The 22,276-nt window shown below is 71.4% G+C and carries 19 protein-coding genes and 1 pseudogene; 10 read left to right on the top strand and 10 right to left on the bottom strand.

Annotated elements, in window-relative coordinates; genetic code table 11:
* Positions 1–120 precede the first annotated feature (120 nt).
* Positions 121–696 (top strand): YdeI/OmpD-associated family protein, encoded by a 576-nt coding sequence (locus tag A949_RS0113670; protein WP_026004623.1) that lies wholly within the window; start codon positions 121–123, stop codon positions 694–696.
* A gap of 431 nt (positions 697–1,127) precedes the next feature.
* On the opposite strand, the gene A949_RS33350 is transcribed toward A949_RS0113670, so the two are convergent.
* Together A949_RS33350 and A949_RS0113660 are read right to left on the bottom strand one after the other, a co-directional pair.
* A complete protein-coding gene (locus tag A949_RS33350; RefSeq protein WP_237735825.1) occupies positions 1,128–1,370 on the bottom strand; it encodes a hypothetical protein in 243 nt (80 codons plus the stop codon).
* Positions 1,371–1,642: 272 nt separating this feature from the next.
* The gene (locus A949_RS0113660; protein WP_019356576.1) at positions 1,643–2,695 is read right to left on the bottom strand and encodes a barstar family protein; all 1,053 of its coding nucleotides are present in this window, start codon (positions 2,693–2,695) and stop codon (positions 1,643–1,645) included.
* A 347-nt stretch (positions 2,696–3,042) separates the two neighbouring features.
* Between A949_RS0113660 and A949_RS0113655 the strand changes: the two genes are divergently transcribed.
* Positions 3,043–4,395 carry a hypothetical protein gene (locus A949_RS0113655; RefSeq protein ID WP_019356575.1) on the top strand — a complete coding sequence of 451 codons (1,353 nt, stop codon included), beginning with the start codon at positions 3,043–3,045 and terminating at the stop codon, positions 4,393–4,395.
* A 117-nt stretch (positions 4,396–4,512) separates the two neighbouring features.
* Here A949_RS0113655 and tpg read toward each other — a convergent pair whose 3' ends face one another.
* The 3 genes from tpg to A949_RS0113640 all read right to left on the bottom strand — a co-directional run bounded on the left by tpg (position 4,513) and on the right by A949_RS0113640 (position 8,449).
* Positions 4,513–5,070, bottom strand: coding sequence for a telomere-protecting terminal protein Tpg (gene tpg / locus A949_RS0113650; protein ID WP_019356574.1), 558 nt, complete (start codon positions 5,068–5,070; stop codon positions 4,513–4,515).
* Between the two features lie 4 nt (positions 5,071–5,074).
* A complete protein-coding gene (gene tap / locus A949_RS0113645) occupies positions 5,075–7,213 on the bottom strand; it encodes a telomere-associated protein Tap (protein WP_019356573.1) in 2,139 nt (712 codons plus the stop codon).
* A 498-nt stretch (positions 7,214–7,711) separates the two neighbouring features.
* Positions 7,712–8,449 carry an SDR family oxidoreductase gene (locus A949_RS0113640; protein WP_019356572.1) on the bottom strand — a complete coding sequence of 246 codons (738 nt, stop codon included), beginning with the start codon at positions 8,447–8,449 and terminating at the stop codon, positions 7,712–7,714.
* A 213-nt stretch (positions 8,450–8,662) separates the two neighbouring features.
* On the opposite strand from A949_RS0113640, the gene A949_RS0113635 reads away from it, so the two are divergent.
* The gene (locus tag A949_RS0113635) at positions 8,663–9,523 is read left to right on the top strand and encodes a helix-turn-helix transcriptional regulator (protein WP_037706324.1); all 861 of its coding nucleotides are present in this window, start codon (positions 8,663–8,665) and stop codon (positions 9,521–9,523) included.
* Between the two features lie 178 nt (positions 9,524–9,701).
* Here the strand turns inward: A949_RS0113635 and A949_RS0113630 are convergent, their stop codons facing one another.
* The gene (locus A949_RS0113630; RefSeq protein ID WP_019356570.1) at positions 9,702–10,355 is read right to left on the bottom strand and encodes a TetR/AcrR family transcriptional regulator; all 654 of its coding nucleotides are present in this window, start codon (positions 10,353–10,355) and stop codon (positions 9,702–9,704) included.
* A gap of 82 nt (positions 10,356–10,437) precedes the next feature.
* On the opposite strand from A949_RS0113630, the gene A949_RS0113625 reads away from it, so the two are divergent.
* Entirely contained in the window at positions 10,438–12,012 is a 1,575-nt protein-coding gene (locus A949_RS0113625) for a serine hydrolase domain-containing protein (RefSeq protein WP_019356569.1), read from the top strand.
* Between the two features lie 185 nt (positions 12,013–12,197).
* Positions 12,198–12,872: a hypothetical protein gene (locus A949_RS33345; RefSeq protein ID WP_019356568.1), complete on the top strand. Its 675-nt coding sequence runs from the start codon at positions 12,198–12,200 to the stop codon at positions 12,870–12,872.
* A gap of 87 nt (positions 12,873–12,959) precedes the next feature.
* On the opposite strand, the gene A949_RS0113615 is transcribed toward A949_RS33345, so the two are convergent.
* Positions 12,960–14,054, bottom strand: coding sequence for a hypothetical protein (locus A949_RS0113615; RefSeq protein WP_026004620.1), 1,095 nt, complete (start codon positions 14,052–14,054; stop codon positions 12,960–12,962).
* Between the two features lie 333 nt (positions 14,055–14,387).
* Between A949_RS0113615 and A949_RS0113610 the strand changes: the two genes are divergently transcribed.
* The 3 genes from A949_RS0113610 to A949_RS0113600 all read left to right on the top strand — a co-directional run bounded on the left by A949_RS0113610 (position 14,388) and on the right by A949_RS0113600 (position 18,258).
* Entirely contained in the window at positions 14,388–14,597 is a 210-nt protein-coding gene (locus A949_RS0113610; protein ID WP_019356566.1) for a hypothetical protein, read from the top strand.
* A 455-nt stretch (positions 14,598–15,052) separates the two neighbouring features.
* A complete protein-coding gene (locus A949_RS0113605) occupies positions 15,053–16,078 on the top strand; it encodes a PP2C family protein-serine/threonine phosphatase (protein WP_237735824.1) in 1,026 nt (341 codons plus the stop codon).
* A 665-nt stretch (positions 16,079–16,743) separates the two neighbouring features.
* Positions 16,744–18,258 (top strand): hypothetical protein, encoded by a 1,515-nt coding sequence (locus tag A949_RS0113600; RefSeq protein ID WP_019356564.1) that lies wholly within the window; start codon positions 16,744–16,746, stop codon positions 18,256–18,258.
* Between the two features lie 6 nt (positions 18,259–18,264).
* Here the strand turns inward: A949_RS0113600 and A949_RS0113595 are convergent, their stop codons facing one another.
* Together A949_RS0113595 and A949_RS0113590 are read right to left on the bottom strand one after the other, a co-directional pair.
* Positions 18,265–18,918, bottom strand: a complete 654-nt coding sequence (locus A949_RS0113595) for an NUDIX hydrolase (protein WP_158687582.1) — start codon at positions 18,916–18,918, stop codon at positions 18,265–18,267.
* A 235-nt stretch (positions 18,919–19,153) separates the two neighbouring features.
* A complete protein-coding gene (locus A949_RS0113590) occupies positions 19,154–20,125 on the bottom strand; it encodes an SDR family NAD(P)-dependent oxidoreductase (protein ID WP_026004619.1) in 972 nt (323 codons plus the stop codon).
* A gap of 62 nt (positions 20,126–20,187) precedes the next feature.
* Between A949_RS0113590 and A949_RS0113585 the strand changes: the two genes are divergently transcribed.
* Positions 20,188–20,769, top strand: a complete 582-nt coding sequence (locus tag A949_RS0113585; protein ID WP_019356561.1) for a TetR/AcrR family transcriptional regulator — start codon at positions 20,188–20,190, stop codon at positions 20,767–20,769.
* A gap of 301 nt (positions 20,770–21,070) precedes the next feature.
* Positions 21,071–21,658: an HPP family protein gene (locus A949_RS33340; RefSeq protein WP_019356560.1), complete on the top strand. Its 588-nt coding sequence runs from the start codon at positions 21,071–21,073 to the stop codon at positions 21,656–21,658.
* A gap of 46 nt (positions 21,659–21,704) precedes the next feature.
* On the opposite strand, the pseudogene A949_RS39620 reads toward A949_RS33340, so the two are convergent.
* A pseudogene (locus A949_RS39620) lies at positions 21,705–22,193 on the bottom strand (DUF2231 domain-containing protein); the annotation flags it as partial.
* Positions 22,194–22,276 lie beyond the last annotated feature (83 nt).

Raw genomic sequence — 22,276 nt, 5'->3', positions numbered from 1 at the left:
TGGAGTTCCGGCCTGATCGTTCTGCGTGGAGAGCAGAACTGATCAGCCGGGTTCACGGGCATCATGCATGCGGGACGTGCCCGTGTCCTGGCATGCAACCGGCTGTGATTCGCTGCTGAGATGACTCAGGACTTGGAGATCGTCGCATTCGAATCCGCCGAAGCATTCGAGGCGTGGCTCGGCGAGAACCACGCCGTCTCGCCCGGCATCTGGCTCAAGCTGCGCAAGAAGGACCCCGCAGTCGTCGCGCTGAACTACGCCCAGGCACTCGACGTGGCACTCTGCTTCGGCTGGATCGACGGCCAGAAGGCCAAGTTCGACGACCAGTGGTGGCTCCAGCGGTTCACCCCGCGAAAGCCGCGCAGCAAGTGGTCCAAGGTCAACCGGGACAAGGTGACCGCCCTGATCGAGCAGGGCCGGATGCGTCCGCCGGGGCAGGCCGAGGTCGATCGGGCGAAGGCGGACGGCCGCTGGGAGGCGGCCTACGACAGCGCCAGGACCGCAGCGGTGCCGGAGGATCTCGCGGCGGCTTTGACCGCCGTCCCGGCCGCGGCGGCGTTCTTCGAGACGCTGGACCGGCAGAACCGCTACGCGATCCTGTACCGGATCCAGGAGGCCAAGAAGGCCGAGACCCGGGCCCGCAGGATCGAGAAATACGTGGCGATGCTGGCGAAGGGCGAGAAGCTGCACCCGTAGCCACGGAGTGGGTCGGCTGCGTGGTGTCCTGGGCTTCCCTGTGCGCCTGAGGCCTCGACAGCAGCCACCCGTCACTGTCGCGTGACGGGACGCCAGCGGCCCTGACCCTCGTGGCTTCGCGAACCGGCCTGTCCCGCAGGTGGTCAGGGCGCGGGAGAGCACCTTCGGGTTGCCGCCCCGTGAACCTCGTCGCCCGCGGCTCAGGCGGCGCGCCGGCCAGCGTCCCGGAACCGGGGAACCATGCGGGCGGCCAGTTCCGGCTCGGCGGTGGGCGGTGGAGGCGGTCCCGGTCTCCTCGCCGGGTGGTGTTCCGCTCCTCCGGACAGGACCTGACCGCCGTGCGGACCTGCGTCGGGACGGCCTCGCGCTTCATCGAGCCCCTGCTGCTCGGACCGGCGGTCCCGGCCCTCCGCGCCCGCCTCCGACGCCGGCTATCCCCGCGGCCCGAGGTGCTGTATCGCGGAGCCGCGCTCTTCCGGGTGCCGTTGCAGCCGGGCCAGCACCCAGGCGGTCCGGGCGTCCATGCCCATCCCGCAGTTGGCGGCCAGGCGCCGAGCCCGCCAGGTGGTGCGCGGGGCAAGCAGCCACCGGGTGAGCGGGAAGCGAACCCGGGACCCCTGACCCGGGCCCTTCGTCGAAGCTCTCGCCGTGCCGGAAGTGGGTGTGTCAGTCACGTCGAGAGCGTCGCGCCCCTCCGCACCGGGCTGCTGCAAATCGACACCTCGCCACTCGAAGGAGTTAGGTGCGTCGCGCGGTGTGTTGACGCGAAGCTGCGGGGTGCCACCGCCCCCTCCTTCGCTTCCCGGCCACGGCTGCGGCCGCGGACACCCGCGCTGCAACGGCCTCTTTGCCTGGGCGCCTCAGCCCAGGCATCCCATCCGGCCGGCGCACGAAGGGCGGTGGCCGTCCGACGTGGCCGCCCGATGCCTGGCGGGCGGGCCGCAGCTCACGCCAGCGTGACGTGCATGCCGCCCTGCTCCAGGACATCGAGGATCTCGCCGAACAGGTCATAGGGGTGGCCATCCGGTGTCAGAGCCTGGGACAGATGTTCGCGTGCGGTCACGGCGTCCCGCCAGAGCAGGGTTGCGGGGGCGGTGTAGCCGAAGTTGCCGCGCAGACAGTCGTCGAGGGCTCCCAGGCAGCCGCCGAAGTACCCGCCCGGACCGTTCACCGCCTCTCCGAGCGCCAGGTAGAGGCCCGGTTCATCGGTGACGTGCCGGCCGTCGAGTGCGTAGGCGTGACCGGCCGGCCGGTCACGGTGAGTGCGCCGGCCGGCCCGCTCCCGGACGAGTTCGTGCCAGGCCCGGCGGCGCCGGGTGTCGAGCCCGGTCCAGGCCGCCGCCGTGTCCGGCGGCCCGGCGAACCACCGCGTCCAAACGGGCCGGGCGTATGCGGGAACCGGCATGGCGAGTTCGTCGTCGAGCTCCAGGTCGATCAGCCCCGTTCCGTGGGGGGAGGGACGCCAGGCGGTGATTCTGGTCCAGAGCAGGCGTTCGGTGAGCGGCTCGCCCCGGTCGTCCTGTATCTCCAGGGCAGCCTGCTCCAGGTCCAGCGCCCGCCGGGTGCCCTTCATCAGTGCTGCCTTCAGCTCGTCGCCCGGGGCGAGTCCTCTCAGGACGAGCGGCTGAGCGCCCTGCTCGCGGGGCAGGACACGGGCGAATTCCCGGCAGCGGCCCAGCCAACGGTGCCCGTCGTGCACCCGCACGCGGCCCCTGTGTCCCTCGGGTGGGCCTTCGTAGTCGTCCAGGCCGGTGAGCACGAGACTGTCCGTCCCAAGAGGCTGCCCCAGGCTCTCCGCGTCCTCGAGCAACCAGGGGTCGTGTGCCTCGTCGTCCGGCACCAGCCACACTCGGTTGCCGACCCAGCCGTGCACCTCTCCTTGTGGCACCCAGCCGAACAACTCGTAGATCCCGCGCCGGGGTTCTCCGAACAATCCCTCCGCCTCGTCGCAGACACCCCAGGCATGCCCGTGCTCCGTATCGGTCAGGGTGTACCGCATTCGCCCGCGATGGCTTTCGTCCTGGTGCACGCTGACCATCATGCCGGGACCGGATTCCGACGGCGAAGTCGTTTCGCACCGGTCGGCTGTGACACCTCGAGCAGCGTGGTCGTCGGCCAGATCGCTCCCCCCGGTGAGGGAGCCGGCCGTGGAGGGAAGGCGCGTCGCGGTCGCGTGCCCGGAGTCTCGAGTTCGCCGGATGCGGGGCGCAAAAATGGGCACGCCCTGTGCGAACTCGCCCCCTATGATCAGCTTGTCGGAGCGTTGAAGGGGTGGGGATGCTTGCGGACACCGGGGACCGGACAGTTGCAGCCGCTCGGCTCGCGGAGGGTGCGCCGCTTCACAGCGTGCTTGATGTCGCCGACCCCGGTGACTGGCTCGCGCTCGACGCGGAGGTGCGTGAAGCAGCCTGGCACCGCCCGCAGTTCCTGGCGGAGTGGGAGCACTCCGCCCCGCTGCCCGCCGACCTTGCTCAACTCGGCGCGTCCCGCCTCGCAGTCGCCCTGTGCCACCGCGACGGACGGATCCGTCAGAAAGCGGTGCGCCAGTCGGCCCGACACCCCGGTCTGCTGCCGTTGGTCGTGATCCGCTGCGCCGATTGGGCCGGCCCCGTGCGCGAGCAGGCCCGGCAGGTGCTGCGCGAGGCCCTGGACGTGAACTCCGCCCTCGACCTCGCGCCGCTCATCCTTCGTGTCGGCCGCCGCGACAGAGGAGCCTTCGGAGTCGATGCGCTCGGCCGGATCCTGCGTCAGGCGTCCCACGGACAACTCGCCGTGCTCTTCGCCGACCCCGACCGCACCGTCCGGCGGTTCGCCTACCGGCTGGCCGTCGAGGGCCGGCTGCTCGGTTCCGCCGAGCTGGCCCGCGCGGCCGCCCGGGACCCGGACAGCGTGGTCCAGGAAGTGTGCGCCACAGCAGCCCTCACGGCTCTGGGGGATGGGGACGCCTACGAGGAGGTACTGCCTCCGCTGCTGTCCGCACGCAATCCGCGTACCCGTTCGGCCGGTGTGACCGCCCTGAGACGGGCGGGACGGCCCCAGCAGGCCGAGCCCTTTCTCGGCGACCGTTCCGGGCTCGTGCGCGCTTGCGCGCGGTATGTCATACGCCAGCAGGGAGGCGACCCGGCGGCCTGGTACCGGGAGCGGTGCACGGCCTCGGACGACCCCGAGTTGCGGCCCGGTGCGGTCATCGGGCTGGCCGAGTGCGGGGACCGCACGGACGCCGGGCTGCTGCGGCCGCTGCTCGTGCACCCGGCGGCCGGCGTGCGGGCACGAGCTGTGGCAGGGCTGCGGGTACTGGACTGCGTGGATGCACAGCAGTTGCGGCCGCTTCTCGACGACCCTGCCGCTGTCGTCGTCCGCGAGACCGCCTCCACCCTGGAGCCCTCGGCCGAGGAACTGCCGGCCGACTGGCTGTTGGAGCGCACCGGATCCGAGCGGCCGCGGCACGTCCGCCTCGGCGCATTCCGGCTGCTCGACGCGTACGGCGGCATCGTGGCACTGCGGGCGGCAGTCGGGCTGCTCGAGGACCCGGATACCAAGCTGCGCACCTGGGCCGCGCAATCGGTACAGGGCTGGCATCCGTCGCCGGACGGACGGCGGGGCGACGCGGAGGTGGGTGAACTGCTCGACCAAAGCCGCCACCTCTTCAGCGACCACGTGCTGCGCCGGCGCAAGTGGGAAGCCGGGGTGGAGAGCTGAGACCGCACCGCGGTCCGGAACTCTGCTCGGCACTCGCGACCCGAATCCCTGGTGCAACAGGGCGCCTGGCCCGATGTCGGCCAAGGGGAGATCAAGCCGGTCACGCCCCTCCGTTCTTCAGAAGTCCAGGTCCAGATAGTCGATGTCGTTGATGGCGACATCCGAGAGTCCCATGGCGCGGCTTCCACCGTCCTGGAAATACACTTCTTTGAATCCTTCGGCGATGATGCCGCGCATCTGCTGGTCGCCGGCCCCGGCCTCGCGGGCGTCGAACAGGCGCTGTGCGTAGGCAGGGGGGAGGTGGACGGTCAGGCGGCGGAAGCGGCCGTCGTCGGTGGAGCCGATCGGTGCGGTGTAGCCGAACCGGGCGCGGGTCTCGACCGTCACGCCGCGGGTCGTGGCGGCCTGCTTGCGGCGCCGCTTGCGCACGCCGGGCTGCCAGCGGGCCCGCACGGCGTCGTCGATTTTCGCCGCGATGTCGGCGCGGGGATGTTTGCGGGCGCCGCGCCGGTAGCGGTTGACGGAGTCGGCGGTGACCCCGATCTCGGCCGCGACGGCCTTCGCGCTGCCGAACTGCTTGAGCAGGTAGCTGATCTGGCCCTTGAGGGTCTTGGGCGGGTTCCTGGTGAACGCCTCCCGGTCGGCACGCTCGATGGCGTCGTCGATCTCTCCCATGGCCCTACTCCCCTTCGTCCAGTACGGCGTCGCCGCCCTTGATGTGGCGGGCCGGGTTCAGCCCCTTCTCCATCAGGTCCACGGCCCACAGCATCGGCTGGACGCCCTCCGGCTTCGCCAGGCCTGGTGTGGGTCCGAGGCGGAAGCCGCCGGGCTGCGGCTTGCCCGAGGCGGCGTAGGGCAGGAAGTCCAGCGGGCTGGTGCCGGGGCTCGGATAGACGACGCAGTCGGAGAGCACCGCCAAGGGGTACAGGCCCGTCATGGTGGCCATGTTGCGCAGCTTGCGGTGCATGTTCACCCGCGCCTTGGAGATCACGGCGGCGCGGATGTCGGGGCGCCAGGTCGGGCGCTCGAGGGCGGGCCAGCGCTCACCTTCCTTGTAGTGGCGCCCCTGGGGGCGCTCCCGGAGCTTGCCGACCCCGCCCTTGATGGTCGCTTTGATCGCGGTCAGCACCGCGGCCAGGGCCGGGTCGGCCTGCTTGTGCTGCTCCATCGCGGCGAGGAACTCGACGTCGGACAGGCCCTTGGTGACGCCGAGGCCGGCGAGGGTGTCGACATAGGCGTTCTTGAGGCGGTCGTGCCAGGGGTCCAGGTATGCGCCGGTCTCCCTGCGCAGGTACGCCTCGAGCGGAGCGACGTTGTGGCCGAGTTCCTGGGCGTAGGCGACGGTGTGCGTCTGGTACCACGCCGGACCCGTCGGCCGGGAGCCGTCCGGGGTGAACGGCGAGGGCAGGCGCGGATCCAGCTCGATGTGGGAGAGGTCGACCAGCCAGGAGCCGGGGATCTTCGGGTTGAACTTCACGTTGTGGAAGTGGTCCGGGGCGGACAGGCCGACGACCAGGCGGGCCGCGGCCGCCAGGAACGCCGTGTTCAGATCCAGGCCGACCGCGTGGGGCAGCAGACACTCGTCATCGGACAGCGTGTCCACCGGCCGCACCCACTGGTACGCCTCCTCGTTGAGGAAGCCGCCGGTCCAGCCGGACCGGACGACGACCGGGTGCTCCGCGGTGGCCTCGGGCGGGGCGGGGTCCATGGGCTCCGTCCCCAGCGAGCCCGGGTTGTGGCCCGAGATCCAGTTGCCGGTCTCCGCATCGCGCTCCGGCTTCGTCGGCGGGCGCAGCGCTGTCATCAGCTCCAGACCCGAGACGGCCGTGGATCCGCGCGGGGTGATGACGCGCTGTGCGTACAGGCCCAGGGTCCGGGCGACGTCGGCCGGCGCCATCTCGCTCACGCCGGGCCAGGAGCGCTCGTCGAGGGCGTCCCAGGGCAGGATCGCCAGCTGCACGCACTGCCGCTCGCGGCCTTCCGCCTTGCGGTAGATCCGCGGCCAGGGGCCGAACCCGCGCTGGGTGAGCTGCCACTTGGCCTTCGCCACCTGCTTGACGACCGGGTGGTCGTCGGGCAGGCGCAGGGAGCGGCGCTGTTCATGCCCTTCCAGACGCTCGGGCAGCCCGAGCTTCACGGCGGCCGCGGCGGTGAGGACGATCAGCGGGTCGGAGTCCTTGCCGTGGCGGTTGAGCTTCGGAGCACCGAGGCCGGACTCGCGCAGTGTCCACTGCACCAGCTCCACCACCGTGGTCGCCGGGCAGTCCAGCACGATCCCCTCGGCGCCGTAGGCGGAGCCGTCGCCGTCCAGCACCGCGAGCGGTCCGTGCGGGAAGCGCGGGTCGGCGACCGGCGCGGCGGCCTTCTTCGCCGGGCGCCGGGACGATGTCTCCGGGCGTGCTGTCGCACGGGAAGGGGGGCGGGGCGGGGCCGGGGCGGCAGGAATGCGAACCGGGGCGGCGGCCTCCGCCTGCTCCGGCCCGGCGGCCGGACCGGCGGACGCCTCGGATGCCTCCTGCTGCGGCACGACGACCGGGGCGGGAGTGGCGGGAGTGGCGGGGGCACTGTCGGCGGGGTACTTCGCCGCCCAGCCCTTGAGGAGTCGCTGGTAGGCCTCCAGGCGCGGAGACTTCGGCTCGGAGCGGCCGTTCTCGTAGTTCTTCACCGTCTGCGTCGATGTCTTCAACGCGACCGCGAGCCGGGCCTGGGTGATACCGGCGGCTTCGCGAAGGCGGGCGCGCTCCGCAGGGGGCGGGAGCTGCGGCTCCTCCTCCAGCAACGCGTCGATGTTCGCGAACAGCTCTTCCTCGGACGGCATGCCGCTCTCCCTCCATCGGCCGCCACCCTAGCAGTCTTTATCTAGAAATTTATCCTATCCATTAACCCGGACAGGGTGACTTCCCGGCCTTGCGAGCGGAACGCCGGGGGCAGGAGGTTACCCTCCCGCGGCGCCGGTCCTCGTCCACGCCGCCGGGAGAGCCGGGGCGGATCAGCGACAGCTGAGGGACCGGATGCTCGCGCCGGGCCTCGCCGCGGGCAAGGTCAGGGCTCCCGTCCCGGTTGCCGTACCGGAGATCGCGGAGGTGCGGGCGGTGCGGCCGAGCGGGCCGGCCGTACGGCGGCGGGGGCGACGACGGCCATCCCGGTCATCATGGGGATCACGTACCCACCGGCCCGGGGCACGGCGATGCCCCGGGCCGGTTGGAGGTGCATGAGGACGTAGCCGGTCGATCCGGTCAAGGCCGTGCCGCGCGGGGGTCGGAGGGCGAAGGGGCCGCCCGGCACGGGGTGCGCGTGGCGGCGGAGGGGCGGGCGGTCAGCCCTGGGCGGTGGGCCGGACGACGATCTCGTTGACGTCGACCGCCGCGGGCTGTTCGATCGCGAAGGCCACGGCGGCGGCGATTGCCGCGGGCGGGATCGCGAGTTTGTCGCGCATCTGTGTGATCTCGGCTCTGACCCGGCTGTTGGCCGACGCCTCGGCGAACGGGGTCGCCGTCACGCCGGGTGAGACGGTGGTGACCCGCAGGGAGTCGCCGGCTTCCTGGCGCAGCCCCTCGCACAGGGCGCGGACCGCGAACTTGGTGCTGGCGTAGACGGCCATGTTGGGCACGATGCGGAACGCGGCCGTGGAGGCGGTGGTGATGAAGTGGCCGGTGCCCTGTGCGCGGAAGACCGGCAGCGCGGCGCCGATTCCGTGCAGCACGCCCTTCACATTGACGTCGACCATCTCGTCCCACTCGTCGGTGCGCAGGTCGTCCAGCGGCGAGAGGGTGCCGACTCCGGCGTTGCCGACCAGGACGTCGAGTCGGCCGAACCGCTCCTCGGCGAGCGCGACCAGGGCCCGCAGGTCGTCCGGGCGGGTCACGTCGGTACGGATCTGTACTGCCATGCCTCCCGCCTGCTCGATCCGCGCCACCAGTTCGGTCAGGCGCTCGGTGCGGCGCGCGCCGAGGACGAGACATGCACCGCGTTCGGCGAGCAGCAGGGCGGCCGCCTCGCCGATGCCGCTACTGGCGCCGGTGATCGCCACCACTTTGCCCTTGATCTCTGACATGACTTTCGCCTTCTCCTCTTTCGACCCCCCGGGGCCCGGGTGCCGCGACAGCAGTAATTGACATGGCGTCAGGTCTTTGCCGGCGTCGGAGGGGTCGGTGTGACGGTGCGGGACGTCGGCGGTGCCGCGGCCCGTGTTCGCACACCAGCCTCCGTCAGGAATAGCCTGGTATCCAGAATGCACTTATCCTGGAATCAGAGGTGCCACGCCGCCATGTCCACGCAACCGGACCGACGCCGTCAGCTGAGCGCGTTCCTGCGCAGCCGGAGAGAGCGCCTCACTCCTGACGAGGTGGGCCTGCCCCGCACCGGCCGCCGCCGGACTCCGGGACTGCGCCGGGAAGAGCTCGCGCTGCTGGCCGGGATCAGCGCCACCTGGTACACGTATCTGGAGCAGGGACGGAACATCCGCGCGTCCGAGCAGGTGCTGACCGCGCTGGCCTCGGCGCTGCGGCTGGACCGGCACGAACGCGACCATCTGCTGTCGCTCGCCGGCCATTCGCCCGCAGCCGAAGCCGGAGCCCACGATCTGCTGACGGCAGAGGTGAGCGCCGTTCCCCTGCTGCTGCAGCCGAACCCGGCGTACATCATCGGCGGCAACTACGACGTGCTCAGCCACAACCGGGCCGCCGCCGAGCTGTTCCCGCGGCTCATCACCGAGGAGGAGCGGCCCGCGAACTTCGTCCGGTGGGTGTTTCTCGAACCTGCGGCGCGGGAGGTCCTGGTGGACTGGGAGCCCGAGGCGCGCGGCGTGCTGGGCCGGCTGCGTACCCTGGCGGCGAACCATTCCGGGGACCCGCGCTACACCCGGCTGATCGAGGAGTTGCACGAGGGCAGCGCGGAGATGCGGGAGTGGTGGCCCCAGTACGAGGTGCAGGTCCGGCGCAGCGGCCGCAAACGTCTGCGGCACCCGCGGCAGGGCACGGTGGAGTACGTCTACACCGCCTTCCACCTGGCCGAACAGCCCGAACAGACGCTGGTGGTCTATCTCCCGGGCAGCGAACCGGACGAAGAGGGCACTTCCCCGCGCGGCAGCGCGGCTGTCTGCTCGTGCGGCGGAGGGAGGCGCGACTGACCCGGCCCCGCGTGGTCGTCGCGGCGGCTCCGGGAGCCGACGAGTGGGGTCCCGACCGCGCGGGGTGCGTCTCCGGCGCGGCTCCCGTTCGGCCCCGACCCGGTCATGGCGGGCCGTACGGGCTCACCGGGGCATGCTGCCGCTGCGTGCATCTCGCACCGGGGCCGGCCGGGAGGCATCAAGCATCGTGCTGTGCGGCGTACTGGCGGCACTCGCCGGTGAAGACGGTGGCCAGTTCGGCGTCGATCACGGATGCCGCCAGTTCGGCCGCGCTCATGCCGTTCACCCCGGCGGGGTCGTGATACACCTGCGTCGCGAGCCCCTGGGTGACGGCGGTCAGCCGGACGGCGGCGGGCCAGGGGTCCAGTCCGGTCTCGACCTCGCCGCACTCCTTGCCGTTGCGGACGGCCGTGGCGATGTCGGCACGCACGCGCCGGGTGGTCTCCGCGTCGATCTCGGCGAGGGCCGGGACGTCCAGCGCGCGGCCGGCGAACGCTCTGCTGACGCGGAACTCGGTGCGGCGCCCCTCGTCCAGGGGGAGGAGTTCGGTCATCGCCTGCGCCAGGACGTCCGCGACCGGGCGGCGGTGTTCGATGCCGTCCCGGATGCGCTGCTCGGCCCGTTCGCGGAGAGCCGCGCCGACCTCCTGGAAGGTGTGGAGCAGCATGTCGTCCTTGGTGCGGAAGTAGTGCTGGACGAGTCCGACGGACATGCCGGCCGCCGCCGCGGTGCGAGCGACGGTGACCGCGTCGAGCCCCTGGTCGGAGATCAGCGCCCGGACAGCGACGGCGATCCGGCGCTTGCGTTCTCCGTGATCGGCGGTTCTTGACACTTGATAACCATACCATCGTACGGTTATAACCGTACGGCCATACGGTTATTTTCCGTGTCCGGGATCGACGACAAGGAAGCCCATGCGCTCCTTCCTCCGGCGCATCGCCACGAGGACCATGCCCGCGCTGCTCGCGCTGCTGCTGTGCGCGGCGGCCGCTCCTCCCGCCGAAGCCACCGCTTCGACGGACCGCTACGCCGCGATCGACGCCTATGTCCGGGACCGGATGGAAGCCACCCGCACACCCGGACTCTCCTACGCCGTCGTGGGCCCCGAGGGGCCGGTGCATCAACGTTCCTGGGGAGAGGACGGCAGGGGCGAACGCGTCACGGCCGACACCCCGTTCCTGTGGGGATCCGTCGCCAAACCCGTCACCGCGACCGCCGTGCTGACGCTCGTGCAGGACGGACGCCTCGGCCTGGACGATCCGGTGGTCGACCACCTTCCGGCGTTCCGGTTCGGCGGTCCTGCGCACGCCGGGAAAGTGACGGTCCGCCACCTGCTCGAACAGACCTCCGGCCTCCCCGAATCCGCGACCTTCGACGTGGCCGACTGCTACGACGCCGACTGCCCTCCGCCCGCGGGACGCCTGGCCGCCCTCGACCGGATCGAGCCGACGGGACCGCCCGGTACCGACTACACCTACACCAGCGCCAACTACCTGGTCCTGACCGCCGTGATCGAGGCCGTCACCCACCGTCCCTTCGCCGAATACATCAGGCGGGCCGTGCTCACCCCGGCGGGCATGGACACCGCCATCGCCGACCGGGCCTCGGCGCGCGAGCAGCACCTGCCTCCCGGGCATCAGCTGCTGTGGGGCAGACCCGCGGCCGTCGCCGACGAGGTGGACGACCACGGAGCCGGCTACGGCTACCTGGGCGGAACCCTGGCCGACCTCGCAGACTTCGCCGCTCTGCAGCTCCGCGGCGGGAAGACCGCCGGCGGAAAGCCCCTGCTGACCTCCGCGTCGATCCGGCTGATGCGCACCGAAGGCACGCTGCGGACCGAAAGCGGAGCCCCCGGCGCCCGCACCGGATACGGACTGGGCTGGCGGGTGGGCGGGCTCAAGGCGCCGCTCCGGGACGCCGTCTGGCACACCGGGGCAACCCCCGGCTATTCGGCCATGCTCTTCCTCGTCCCGGAGCGGAACATCGCGCTCGTCCTCCAGCAGAACCTCTACGGCCTCCTCCAGGACGAAGCCGTCATGCAGGCCGGCTTCGGAGCGGCACGGATCCTGGCCGGCGGACGGCAGCCCACGGACGCCCCCTCCGCGTCCCTCTACTACTGGGCGGTCTGGAGCAGCACCGCTCTGGCCGCACTGCTGGTCCTCTCCACCGGGCACGCGGCGCTGCTCCTCAAGCGCGGGACCGTCGGGTCACTCCCCCGGAAGCGCGTCCTCGCCCGCACCGCCGCCTGGTGCACGGTCTGCGCGGTGCCCCTGCTTCTCCTGGCGTCGGCCGCCCACTACGGTGACGTGCTCGGACTGCTGCAGTGGATACCCGACGCCATGACCGCCCTCTGCGTCGCGGCCGCCGCCGGGCTCACAGCGATCGTGCTCCGCCTCACCCACGCGGTCCGCATCCTCCGCCGGCCTCCCGGCCCGGGGAACGGCCGTCCGGGAGAGCAGCACGTACCGGCCGAAGGAGGCGCCCGGTGATCCTCGTCGGCGCTCGGGCCGGGAAGCGGGGTTCGCATGCACCGCCGCACAGCGCCCAGGCCCCCGGAACACGCGACGCGGAAGGCTGCGTCCGCCACACGGCTCCGCACCGGGATACCGCGGTGTGCCGGAGGCGGGTCCGGGTATCCGGCCACGTACCGCAACGCACCAGAAGGGGGACCGCGATGTCCGGGCAGGACGGGGAGACACGTACGGATGCCGGGCGCTTCCACGCGGTCGCGATCGTCATCATCGTGCTCCTGGCAGCGGCGCTGGCCGGGTTTCTGGCGGGCGCGTTCGCCGGAGAGGGCGAGTGGGACCCCACGCGGGGCCTGTTCTTCACTGCCGCCGTTCTTCTGCCGAGCGCAGGGGCTGCCGCCTGGGCATGGCGGTGGACTCGTCGGCGTGCGGCCGGCTTCGGACTGACCCCGAGCCGCTACATGCGGGTGGGCCGTCAGATCCAGCGGGGAAGGTTGCCGCAGGACCCCGCCGAGCTGCCGGCCGCCATCGACATCGTCAGGCGGCAGCGGCGCACGCTGAGTGCCCAGCGGCACCGGTGGATGTGGTGGCTGATGAGTGCCGCCGCACTGCTGTTGCTCCTGAGCGCCGGGGTACAGGTCCTCGATCGGCGCTACGGGCTCGCCGGCCTGAATCTCCTGGCCCTGGGCATGTGCCTGATCAACCCTTTTGTCCTGCGCCGTCAGCGGCGGCGCCAGCACGCCGTCGAACAGGCCCTGGCAACCGCTCAGCAGCCGCAGCAGCCCTCCACCGGCGTGGAGCGGCCTCCGCGCCCCTCGCGGCCGGGAGCAGACCGGACCGGAGGCGCGAGGGAGGCCGGTGAGACCTGTCCCCCGCTGTGAGGGTCGGGAGGAACCGCCGAGCGCCCCCGCCATGTGAGGTGCTTTCAGGCGTCCTGCGGCACGGGCAGCCGGTCGTCATCTGCACCGTCAGGACCGGGTCGCCCGCCTGCACCCGTCCCCGGAGGACTCGTCCCGTTCGACCGGCGCACTGCGGTCGTACGGATCGATGTCCGCGCCGTCCCCGTCCGCCGCGTGGTCGGTGCCGAAAGGCGGTTCGAAGTAGCCCGAGGGGGTGCCGCAACCGCCGTTGGTCATGTCGTTCTTGTACGAGACGATCGAGAACGTGCCCGGCTCGGTCCGCACCTTGTCCGGGTCGTCCCAGCTCAGGACCAGTTCGCGCCGGACGATGGTGCGGACGATCTCGTCGTCGCCGTCCGCTTCCGCGCGGGTGACCGGGTAGACGAAGGTGACGTCGGCCGTCACCTGGAGTGCGCCGCGCTCGCCCTCCTCGAAGGTGAGCCGGCCCCGGGTCTTCACGACATCGCCGACCAGGTGGACGCGGGAGGGCCGGAAGCGGCTGAAGAGGAGGAGGGGGTCGTTCTTCTCGCTCGGGCTCCGGAAGGCGGTGCCCAGAAAGTCCTGGACGTCCTTCTGGTGCGGGTTGATCAGTGCGATGGCCTCATCCGGATGTTCACCCCGCAGCACCCCGCGGTCCAGGCTGGAGGCGACGAGGAAGTCGCGGCTGCGGTCGAGGGCGCGCTCGACCTCGGCCGCGGTCATCCCTCCGACCGCTTCGGCCTTCGGCACGGTGATCCCGGCCGCGCCGCTCGCCCAGCGCGCCGCCGGGGACCCGCGGAACGGCTCGTCCTGGGTGGGGCGTTGGGATGCCTGCGTCGGGGGTGCCTGGTCCGGGCGGGCGGTCTCGGCCGCCCGCGGTGCGGAGTCGGCGCCGGGGACGAGACCTGTCACCCAGCCGGGCGCGAGCGCCACCACGAGCAGCACCAGCGAGGCCAGCAGTCCGGCCACGTACCAGCCCGTGCGGCGCTTGGGCCGGGCGGGCGTGTAGGTGCGCCAGCCCTCCGGGCCGCGGTCGGGTTCCTCGCGCAGCCGCCGCGTCACGGCGCGGGCCCGCGCGGACGGCTCCTTGGGGGCGTCGGCGGCACCCGCCACCGACTCGCGCAGAAACCGCTCCCACTCCTCGTCCGACTTGGACGTGCCGTCCGGCTCCGTGCCCCCACTCATCCCGAACCCCCTGGCGCCCATGTGACCACGCGCCACTCCCCCGGGCGCGTCCGCATCATGGCACAGAGCCCCGACAGCGCAGCCCACAGGGCCGGGGCAGGCACCGCTCACCGGATCGGCCGGCGGAGGCGTTCCGGCCGTCCAGGACGTCACCGCGGCGGATCGGGGCGCGAACCGCCGCTGGCGACCCCGGAGTGCTCCGCCGCTGGGTTCCGGGCGTCCGGCGTCACCGGCAGGCGGGGTCGCTCGACGATGTTGGTGTACGGAGTGCCAGGGCATACGCTGCGGGCGGAGCGCCGGGCGCTACCGGAAGCACCGCACCGAGGGGGAACCATGCCGTGGTGGGCACTGATCGCCGTCTTCTGGATCGTCGCCGGACCCGTCGCCCTGTACGCCATGACACGGCACAGGCGCCGGACGGATCAAGCCCTCGAAGAGGCCGACGCGCGGTACGAGGAACTCTCCCGCAAGTACACCGCGCTGCTGGAGGAGTCCGCGTCGGGTGAGCTGCCCAGCGGCCGGGAGCGGCACCCCGAGGCCTGAATCCGGTCGTATGGACCGGCGGCGGCGCGGACCGGTCCAGCGCTTCCGCGCGGTCGACCGGCGGCACGTCGCGCGTGCGCGGCCCTCACCCGCCATGTCCGCGGCAGCGATCGCCGGGCGCGGGGCACGGTGCTCGCCACCGGGACGGGCGGTCACGGCGCGGCGGGTCCGGGGGCCGGCCGGGCTCGAACCACGCTGCTGCACTGCCGCGACCCTTCGCCCCGCGCGCCTGGTCCCGGTCGCTCGGATTCTGCTGCTGCGACAGCGTTGCGGAGTCAGCTGTGCTCTCCGCGAAGCCGCCCGAGTCGTTCCGAGGCGGGCGGAGGATGGTGGTGTAGCCGTTGGGCATGGACTATCGGGACTGTCGGGCATGGCTCCGTCGTGCTTCTCGTGCCCCCGGGGCGGTTCTGCTGCTGCCGGTGGCGCTCGTGGTGGGATTGACGATCTGCGACGCCGTGTTGCCCAGTTCCCGCCATTTCGGGCCGCTGGTGATCGTCGCTCCTGCCATCACCTCCGTGCTGGGCGGCCCCCTGGCCACCGCAGCCGTCGGGCTGTGCGCGGTGGTGACGCAGCTGGCTCTCGGGCTGGCGAACGCCGACTCCGACGTCGTCGGCTACAGCACGCGTGCCGCCGCCATCGCGCTGGTCTCAGCCGCCCTCGTCCTCTACAGCCGCAGCCGCCGGCGCCGCGACGAGCAGCTCGCACAGGCCAGAACAGTGGCCGAGGCAGCCGGCGAGGTACTGCTCAAGCCGCCTCCGGCGCGGCTCGGGCGGCTGTCCTTGGCGACCGCCTACCGGTCGGCGCAGCAGGAGGCACAGGTGGGCGGCGACTTCTACGCCGCGACCCGGATCGTGGGCGGTACCCGGCTCATCATCGGGGATGTGCGGGGCAAGGGCCTGGACGCGCTGGAGGACACCGCCCTCGTCCTCGGTGCCTTTCGGGCGTTCGCCCATCACCACCTGCCGCTGCCGGAACTCGCCCGCGAACTCGACACGGTGCTGAGCCTGCACAATCTCGACACCGACATGATCGAGGACTTCGCCACGGCTGTGCTCGTCGACCTCTTCGACGACGCCGACGAGCTGGCTCTGGTCTGCTGCGGACACCCGCCGCCCTACGTCCTCGGCCGAGGGGCGGTTCGGGCTCTGGAAGCGGCCCGACCGTACCCGCCCCTGGGGCTGGGCGAGCTCTCCCCCGAGTCGCGGGCCGTGGAACGGCACGCGTACGCCTCAGGGGAGACGCTGATCCTCTACACCGACGGGGTCATCGAGGCGCGCAACGCCACCGGGGAGTTCTATCCACTCGCCGGCCGCCTGGCCGAGCTGACCACCGGCACCGCCGAGCAGACCACCGACGCCGTGGTGACCGACCTGCTGGACCACACCGGTGGCCGGCTCCAGGACGACGTCGCTCTTCTCACCGTCCAGCGGGCGCCCTCGGCCGCTGCCGTGGCGGCCCGGCGGGGCTTTCTGCCCTTCTGAACCAGCTGCCGGGGTCCATGCTTCCCGGCGGCACGCGCGGGAAGAGCGGGAGGAGGCGTGGCGACGCCGCCCTCCGCAGCGCAGCGGGTGAGGGGCCGCAAGCGTGCACAGTCCGGGCAGGCAGAAGACCGCGGACGGGCCTGTCCCGGCCGGGCCGGAGTGCCTTGGGGCGGTCAGTCACCGCCTCCCCCGCCGCTGCTTCCGCCCTCGCCGCTTCCGCCCTCGCTGCTTCCGCCGTCGCCGTGCCCGTGTTCGCTTCCGGGGGAGTCGCCGCCCCCGGCCCAGGTGGGGCCGGAGCCACGTCGTTCCCTGCCTCCACGGAGTGCCAGGAGGACGAGCACCAACAGAACGGCGAGACCGATCACCAGAACCTTCACGAAGCGCTCCCTCACTGGACGTTCGGCGTCAGGGGCAGCGGCGTGCACGAGGACCCGCACGCATGTGCCCCGCTTCTCACTGCCCCGGCCGACGGCCCGCATGCCTGTGAGGCGCTGGTGGGCGAGCACGTCCGGCGGCCGACATGGCACGGGCGGACGTCGACCGGCTGCCGCTTCACAAACGCCTGTCGATCAGTAGTGACCAAATGTCAAAATCACGACCAGCTTGTGCGAGGCGGACAGAGATGGTTCGAGGGCGACCAACCCTGACGGAGAGGTGTACGAGCGATGCCGGACGAAGAGTTCAACAAGATCGTCAACAGTGATCTCGAGCCGGTCGCCGTGGTGGCCCAGTGCCTCGACAACCAGTGGGTCCCACAGGAACTTCTCGGGTCCATGCTTGAGGGCGGCCGGTCACTGCGGGACGCCGAAGTGGCTCGTGCCCGCCTCCGGGCCGTACGCCACGAGTACCTGCGGGCGATGCTGAATGCCCAGCAGGTCATCGTCAACCGTGCGTTCTTCCTCAACAATCAGGCCGTCTACCAGGATTTCCAGAACGGCGGCGCTGCACGCGATGCGTTCGAGGAACTGCTGCGTGACGCGGTGATCGTTCCCTATCTGTACAGAGAAACCGGACTGGTGGCGGAGCAGAGCTTCACCGTTCGGACCGAGGGGGAACGGGCATGGCGGGAGGTCGTCGCCGACGCGGGAACGGGCAGCTGCCTCCGGCTGTCCTGGGACGAGGACGAGAACACCCGGCTCACCGACCTCAAACTCAAGGACTCGTTCCACGACCAGCTGCTGAGCATGGCCAGATTCCGGACAGAGAGCCTGATGCGTGACTTCAAGCTCGACGAGGAGGGCGCGAGACGGCTGAAGGCCCGGCTGAGGGACGTCTCCCGGTGGGCGGTGGACAGGGAATCAGTGGTGCGCGAGGAGTTCTACCGGGAATTCGTGGTGGCCGAGGGCACCGACCCGGCAGAGGGTCGATACGACCGGTCGAAGCCGTTTGCAGGCGAGTTGAAGCAGCTTGCCGATCTGAAGTACAACACGTCCCTGTCGGACGCTGTGGGGCGCTATCCGCTGACGCCGGCGGATTCGCTGGACCGTACGGCCCTGCAGGAATTGGACCGCGCGCTCTCACGCGGCACGGCCGTGTCCGCGGACGAACTGGTCCGGATGCTCCAGCAGCAGGCGTTCGCTCTCGTCCAGAATCCGTTGGACGTCGGGCTCACCGGGCTCGGTCTGGATCATGTGCGGCAGGCGAGGGGGACCGACGAGTGGGCGCTCTACAAGGACAGCCTCCTGCGTCTCCTCCGGGATCCCGAGCTCCTGGCGGAAACACCTGAGGCGTTCAGGGACCGCAGCCAGGACGTGTACAACCGGTACGTGTCTCTTGCCGAGCGGCTCGGCGGCATCGTCGGTGCCCGGCGCGCAGGAGTGGTGGACCGATGGCAGCCGATCATCAAAATGAGCGTTCATACGCTCGGTTCTGTCATATCCGTCATCTTCGGCGAGGAACCGTGGATCGAGGTGGTCGGGAAAGTGGCCGACTCTGTCGCCGCAACGGCCTCCAAAGGTGTGGTCCGCTTCGCTGTGGTCGGCCGGGACCAGCGGCAGGCCAGGAAGCAGTTGGAGACGAGCGTGGATCTGATGCAGGTGAGGTTCGACCGGACGAGGGACGAGTGGGAGGGTCTGGTCCGCCGGATGCAGGAGGCAGGATTCGCTCGGCGTGAGCCGGTCCACCGCCCCGAGGGGGAGGCCACTTTGAACGCTCCGGACGAGCACGAGGGAACCGGCTGAGCCTTCTCAGCTGAGGAGGTGCCGCAGGCGGGCTTGGGTGAGGGCGGCGAGGGTGAAGCAGTCGGTGATGGTGCCGTCGAGGATTTTCCTGTCGAGTTCCTCGGGCGTGAACGTGACCAGGCTGCGGATTCCCGCCGCGGTCTCCAGGGGCCCTGTGGCGGTCAGCGAGGCGAAGAAGAGGGGTACCGGTTGAGAGTGCAGACCCGTGTCCGGATGGACGACGCCGATGGGAGTGACTGACTCCACCTGCGCCGAGAGCTCCTCGTCGAGTTCCTTCAGGGCATTGCTTTCCGCGGTGAGCCCTTCGGTGCCGTAACCACGGGGGATCTCCAGAGTCCAGCCACGAATGGCGTGCCGGTAGTTCTCCAGCAACAGGACCCGGTCGTCCAGGACGGGCAGGATCGCGGCACCCGGTGAGTCCGCGGTGCTGAGGATCCGCAGGTAGGTGCCGAGGCGGCCGTCGGGGAAGCGGACAGGGTCGCGCAGCAGGCGAATGTAGGGGTCCTGGTAGACCAGACCGAGGGTGCCGAGGTCCTCGGGGGCCTGGCTGGGGTCGACGATGTCGATCGCACCGGGCCCTTCCTCGTTGCGGAACAGGTCCGGTTGCTCCTGACGCAAGCGGCGGTAGCCGTCCATGGGGTCCTCGTGCGCATCAGTCATGCAGGAAGTATGGGACGGCGCGGTCGGCCCCGGTCGGAGTCCGGCGCGGGAACTGGAGCGGTCGCCGGCTCCGGGGCCGTCTTCCCCGCTCCGCACACACCGCGACGCGCCGAGCCGTCTCCGACTTCGGTACCGACTGGGCGGAGCGGCCGCACCGTTCCGGCACCGGTGGAGGCTTCGAACCGTGCGGGGTCGGCCGGAGATCCCATCGGCGTCCCCGACGGGGCCGGCGGCGTCAGGTGTGCAGCAGGTCGGTCGAGACGGTCCAGAGCCGTCGGGCCAGGTCGGGGGCAAGCGCCCACTCCTTGACCCCGTGGGGATGCTGTGCAAGATCGACGTCGTTCGGGACGGGGTACGCCTCCTGCGCGTCGTCGAGGTAGTGGCCTCCGGAGTGGCCGAAGGCGGGCCAGACCGCCGCGACGATGCTGGTGGCGGCCCCCTGCTCGACCGTCTTGTACGTGAAGACACCGGCCGCTTCGGCTGCGTCGAGCGACTGCCGCTGCTGCGGCGTGAAGTTGCGTTGCAGCCCGGTGGAGACGCCGCCGGGGTTCACGGCGTTGGCGACGATCCCGTCCGCGGCCCACCGGCGGGTGGCCTCGACGGCGAACAGGGAGTTCGCCGTCTTCGACTGCGCGTACGCGATCTGCGGGTCATAGCTGCGGTGTGCGAAGTGGAGGTCGTCGAAGTCGATCCCCGACCGCATGTGCGCGGTGGAGCTCACCGCGACGATCCGGGCCGGGCCGCGGTCGGACGCTCCCAGCGCCAGGGCGCCGTGCAGGCCGGCGGCGAGTGCGAAGTGGCCGAGATGGTTCGTCGCGAACTGCACCTCCCAGCCTTCACGTGTCCGTTCGAGGCCACCGGTGACCACGCCCGCGTTGTTGATCAGAAGGTGCAGCGGGCCGCGCCATGCCTCGGCGAATCGGGCGACGGTCGCCGGGTCGGCGAGGTCGAGCGGAGCGACCCGGGGCCGCATGCTCCCGGTGGATTCGCGGATCGACTCGGCGACGGCCTCGCCCGCGGCGGTGTTCCGGACCGCGAGGGTGACCTCTGCGCCGGCCGCGGCCAGCGCACGGGCCGTCTCGGCCCCGATGCCGGAGGAGCTTCCGGTCACGATCGCGCGGACGCCGGTCAGATCGAGGCCTCGCAGCACATCCTCCGCGGTGCTGGCGGCAGTGAAGGGAGTCGAAATGAGGGTGGAATCAGCCATGCCATCGACTATACAGATTAGACGCTGTTTGTATAGTCCGCATCTGCCCGTATGCTCGCCTCATGAGCAGCCCCGATGCCGGTCGCCCTTCTCCGGCTTCTCCGGCAGTCGCCGACACCAGCCGGCGGACCGCGGTCCTGGACGCCGCCCTGCCCACGTTCGCGCGCTTCGGCTACCGGAAGACCTCGATGGAGGAAGTGGCACGGGCGGCGCAGATCTCCCGGCCGGGGCTCTACTTCCTCTTCTCCTCCAAGGAGGAGCTGTTCCGGGCCGCCGTCATCCAACTCCTGGAACGCGACCTCGCGGCCGTCGAGCACGTCCTGGCCGATGCCGCACGCCCCCTGCCGGAGCGTCTCGCCGAAGCCTTCGACCAGTGGGCGGGCCGCTACGTCGGCCCCGCGGCACGCGACATCACCGAGGTCATCGAAGCCAACCCCGGCCTGCTGGGCGAGACGACCGAGACCGCGCCGCGGCGCTTCGAGGCGCTCGTCACGGACGCGGTCGCCGTGGAGACGGGGCGGGAGAAGGCACGCGCCGTCGCCCGGACGCTGAACAGCGCCTCCATCGGCCTCAAGCACCAGGCCCGGTCGCGGGAGTTCTTCCTCGAACGGCTGAGAGTCGCCATCGGCCTGCTGGTGGGCTGAGGGGGGCGACTGGCGGCGTACCCCCTACGCCACGTCCGCTTCGGGAGGGCGACCGCCGGGCGCCAGGCCCGGTGCACCCGACCGGGCCCCACCGGGTGGACCGACGTTTGGCACCGGAGCGGCCTCGGGATTGCTGGACGGTGACCGAACACTGCACGTGCCAGTACGGCGCGGTACGGCACCGGCCGGGAGCGGCCCCGGCGCCCTTCACCGTGCCGGGCCGAAGAACGACACGGGGCAGGGACCCCGGATCGGGCCTGCCGGGTGCCGGGCATGCGTCCGGTCCGGTCCCGGGAGCAGCATGACCTCTCCCAGGAAGAGGCATGCTGCGGAGCTGTGGCTCGCGGGGATCAGGCTGCTGGTACTGGTCGGGGTCGCCCTCACCGCGGTGGGCCTTGCGGGATACGCCGCCGGTTGGGTGTGGCTGACGACCGCGCTGGGACCGACGGCCTACCTGCTCCTGGCCCGCTCCGGCACCGAGTCGTCCCAGCTGCGCACCGCGCTGCTGGGACACACGACCGCGATCGCCTGCGGGCTCGCCTGCCTGGCCGCTTTCGGCCTGTGGAGTCACCCCTCGGTCGTCGAGACGGGGCACGAGAGCCTTCGGCAGATCGGTGCGCAGGCCGTGGCCGTGGGGCTGACGCTGCTGGGGCAGACGCTGCTGCGGGTGGAACACCCGCCTGCCGCTGCGACCGCGCTGCTCATCACCTCCGGCATCACCCGCCCCGGCTACCCGCTCTTCGGACTGCTGGCCGGGCTGGCGCTCCTGCTGGTCCTGGTGGCAGTACTGGCGCGAGTGCCCGGTGGCCGGTCCGGGAGCAGTGGGTATGCGGCGGACACGCAGATGCGGTGGAGGGACGAGGGAGGGAGACGGCACCGCCGCCGGTGAGCCCGTTCGCACCGTCCCCGGTGTGGCCCGATGTCCGTTTCTCCCACACGGCCTTCGCACCGGAGTCCCCGATCCGGAAGGTTTCCAGGGCGGAGCCCACCGCGACGGCCAGCGAGAGGAGGCAGACGACGATCCGGACCGGCAGGGATGTCGCCGCAGAGATCGCCCGGTCGCTTCCCCGGTGCGATGACACCTCGCTTCGTCGTGAAGAGAAGTGATTCAGCAGCCACACCGCCGAGCACGCCACGAGGAGTCCGACAGCCCAGGGGGTCAGCCCGTCGCCCATCTCGGTGTGTTCCTCGACCAGCGAGGTCTCCTCGACGCGCTCCTCCAGCCATTCGCCTGATTCCGTCGTCAGCAGCACGGCCACGAGCGCCACCACGGCCAGAGCCGGCAGAAGCCAGCCGATCCGCCCTCCCAGGGAGGGCCACAGCGCACACAGCACCAGCAGCAGCGCAGCCAGCGGCACGAGGGTGACGGCGCCATGGACCAGCAGGGGATGAGCGGGCAGACCGTTGATCGTATCGATGTCCATGAGGCCATCTCCGGGGAACGAGGCGGCGCTGTTTCGCGGCAGTCGCGATCGGCACCATGGCGGTTCGGATCGTGGGGCGGGGT

Source organism: Streptomyces sp. AA1529, from assembly GCF_000280905.1.
Taxonomy (GTDB): Bacteria; Actinomycetota; Actinomycetes; order Streptomycetales; family Streptomycetaceae; genus Streptomyces.
Note: the sequence above shows the minus strand (reverse complement) of the source record. Positions and strands in the feature narration are given on the sequence as shown.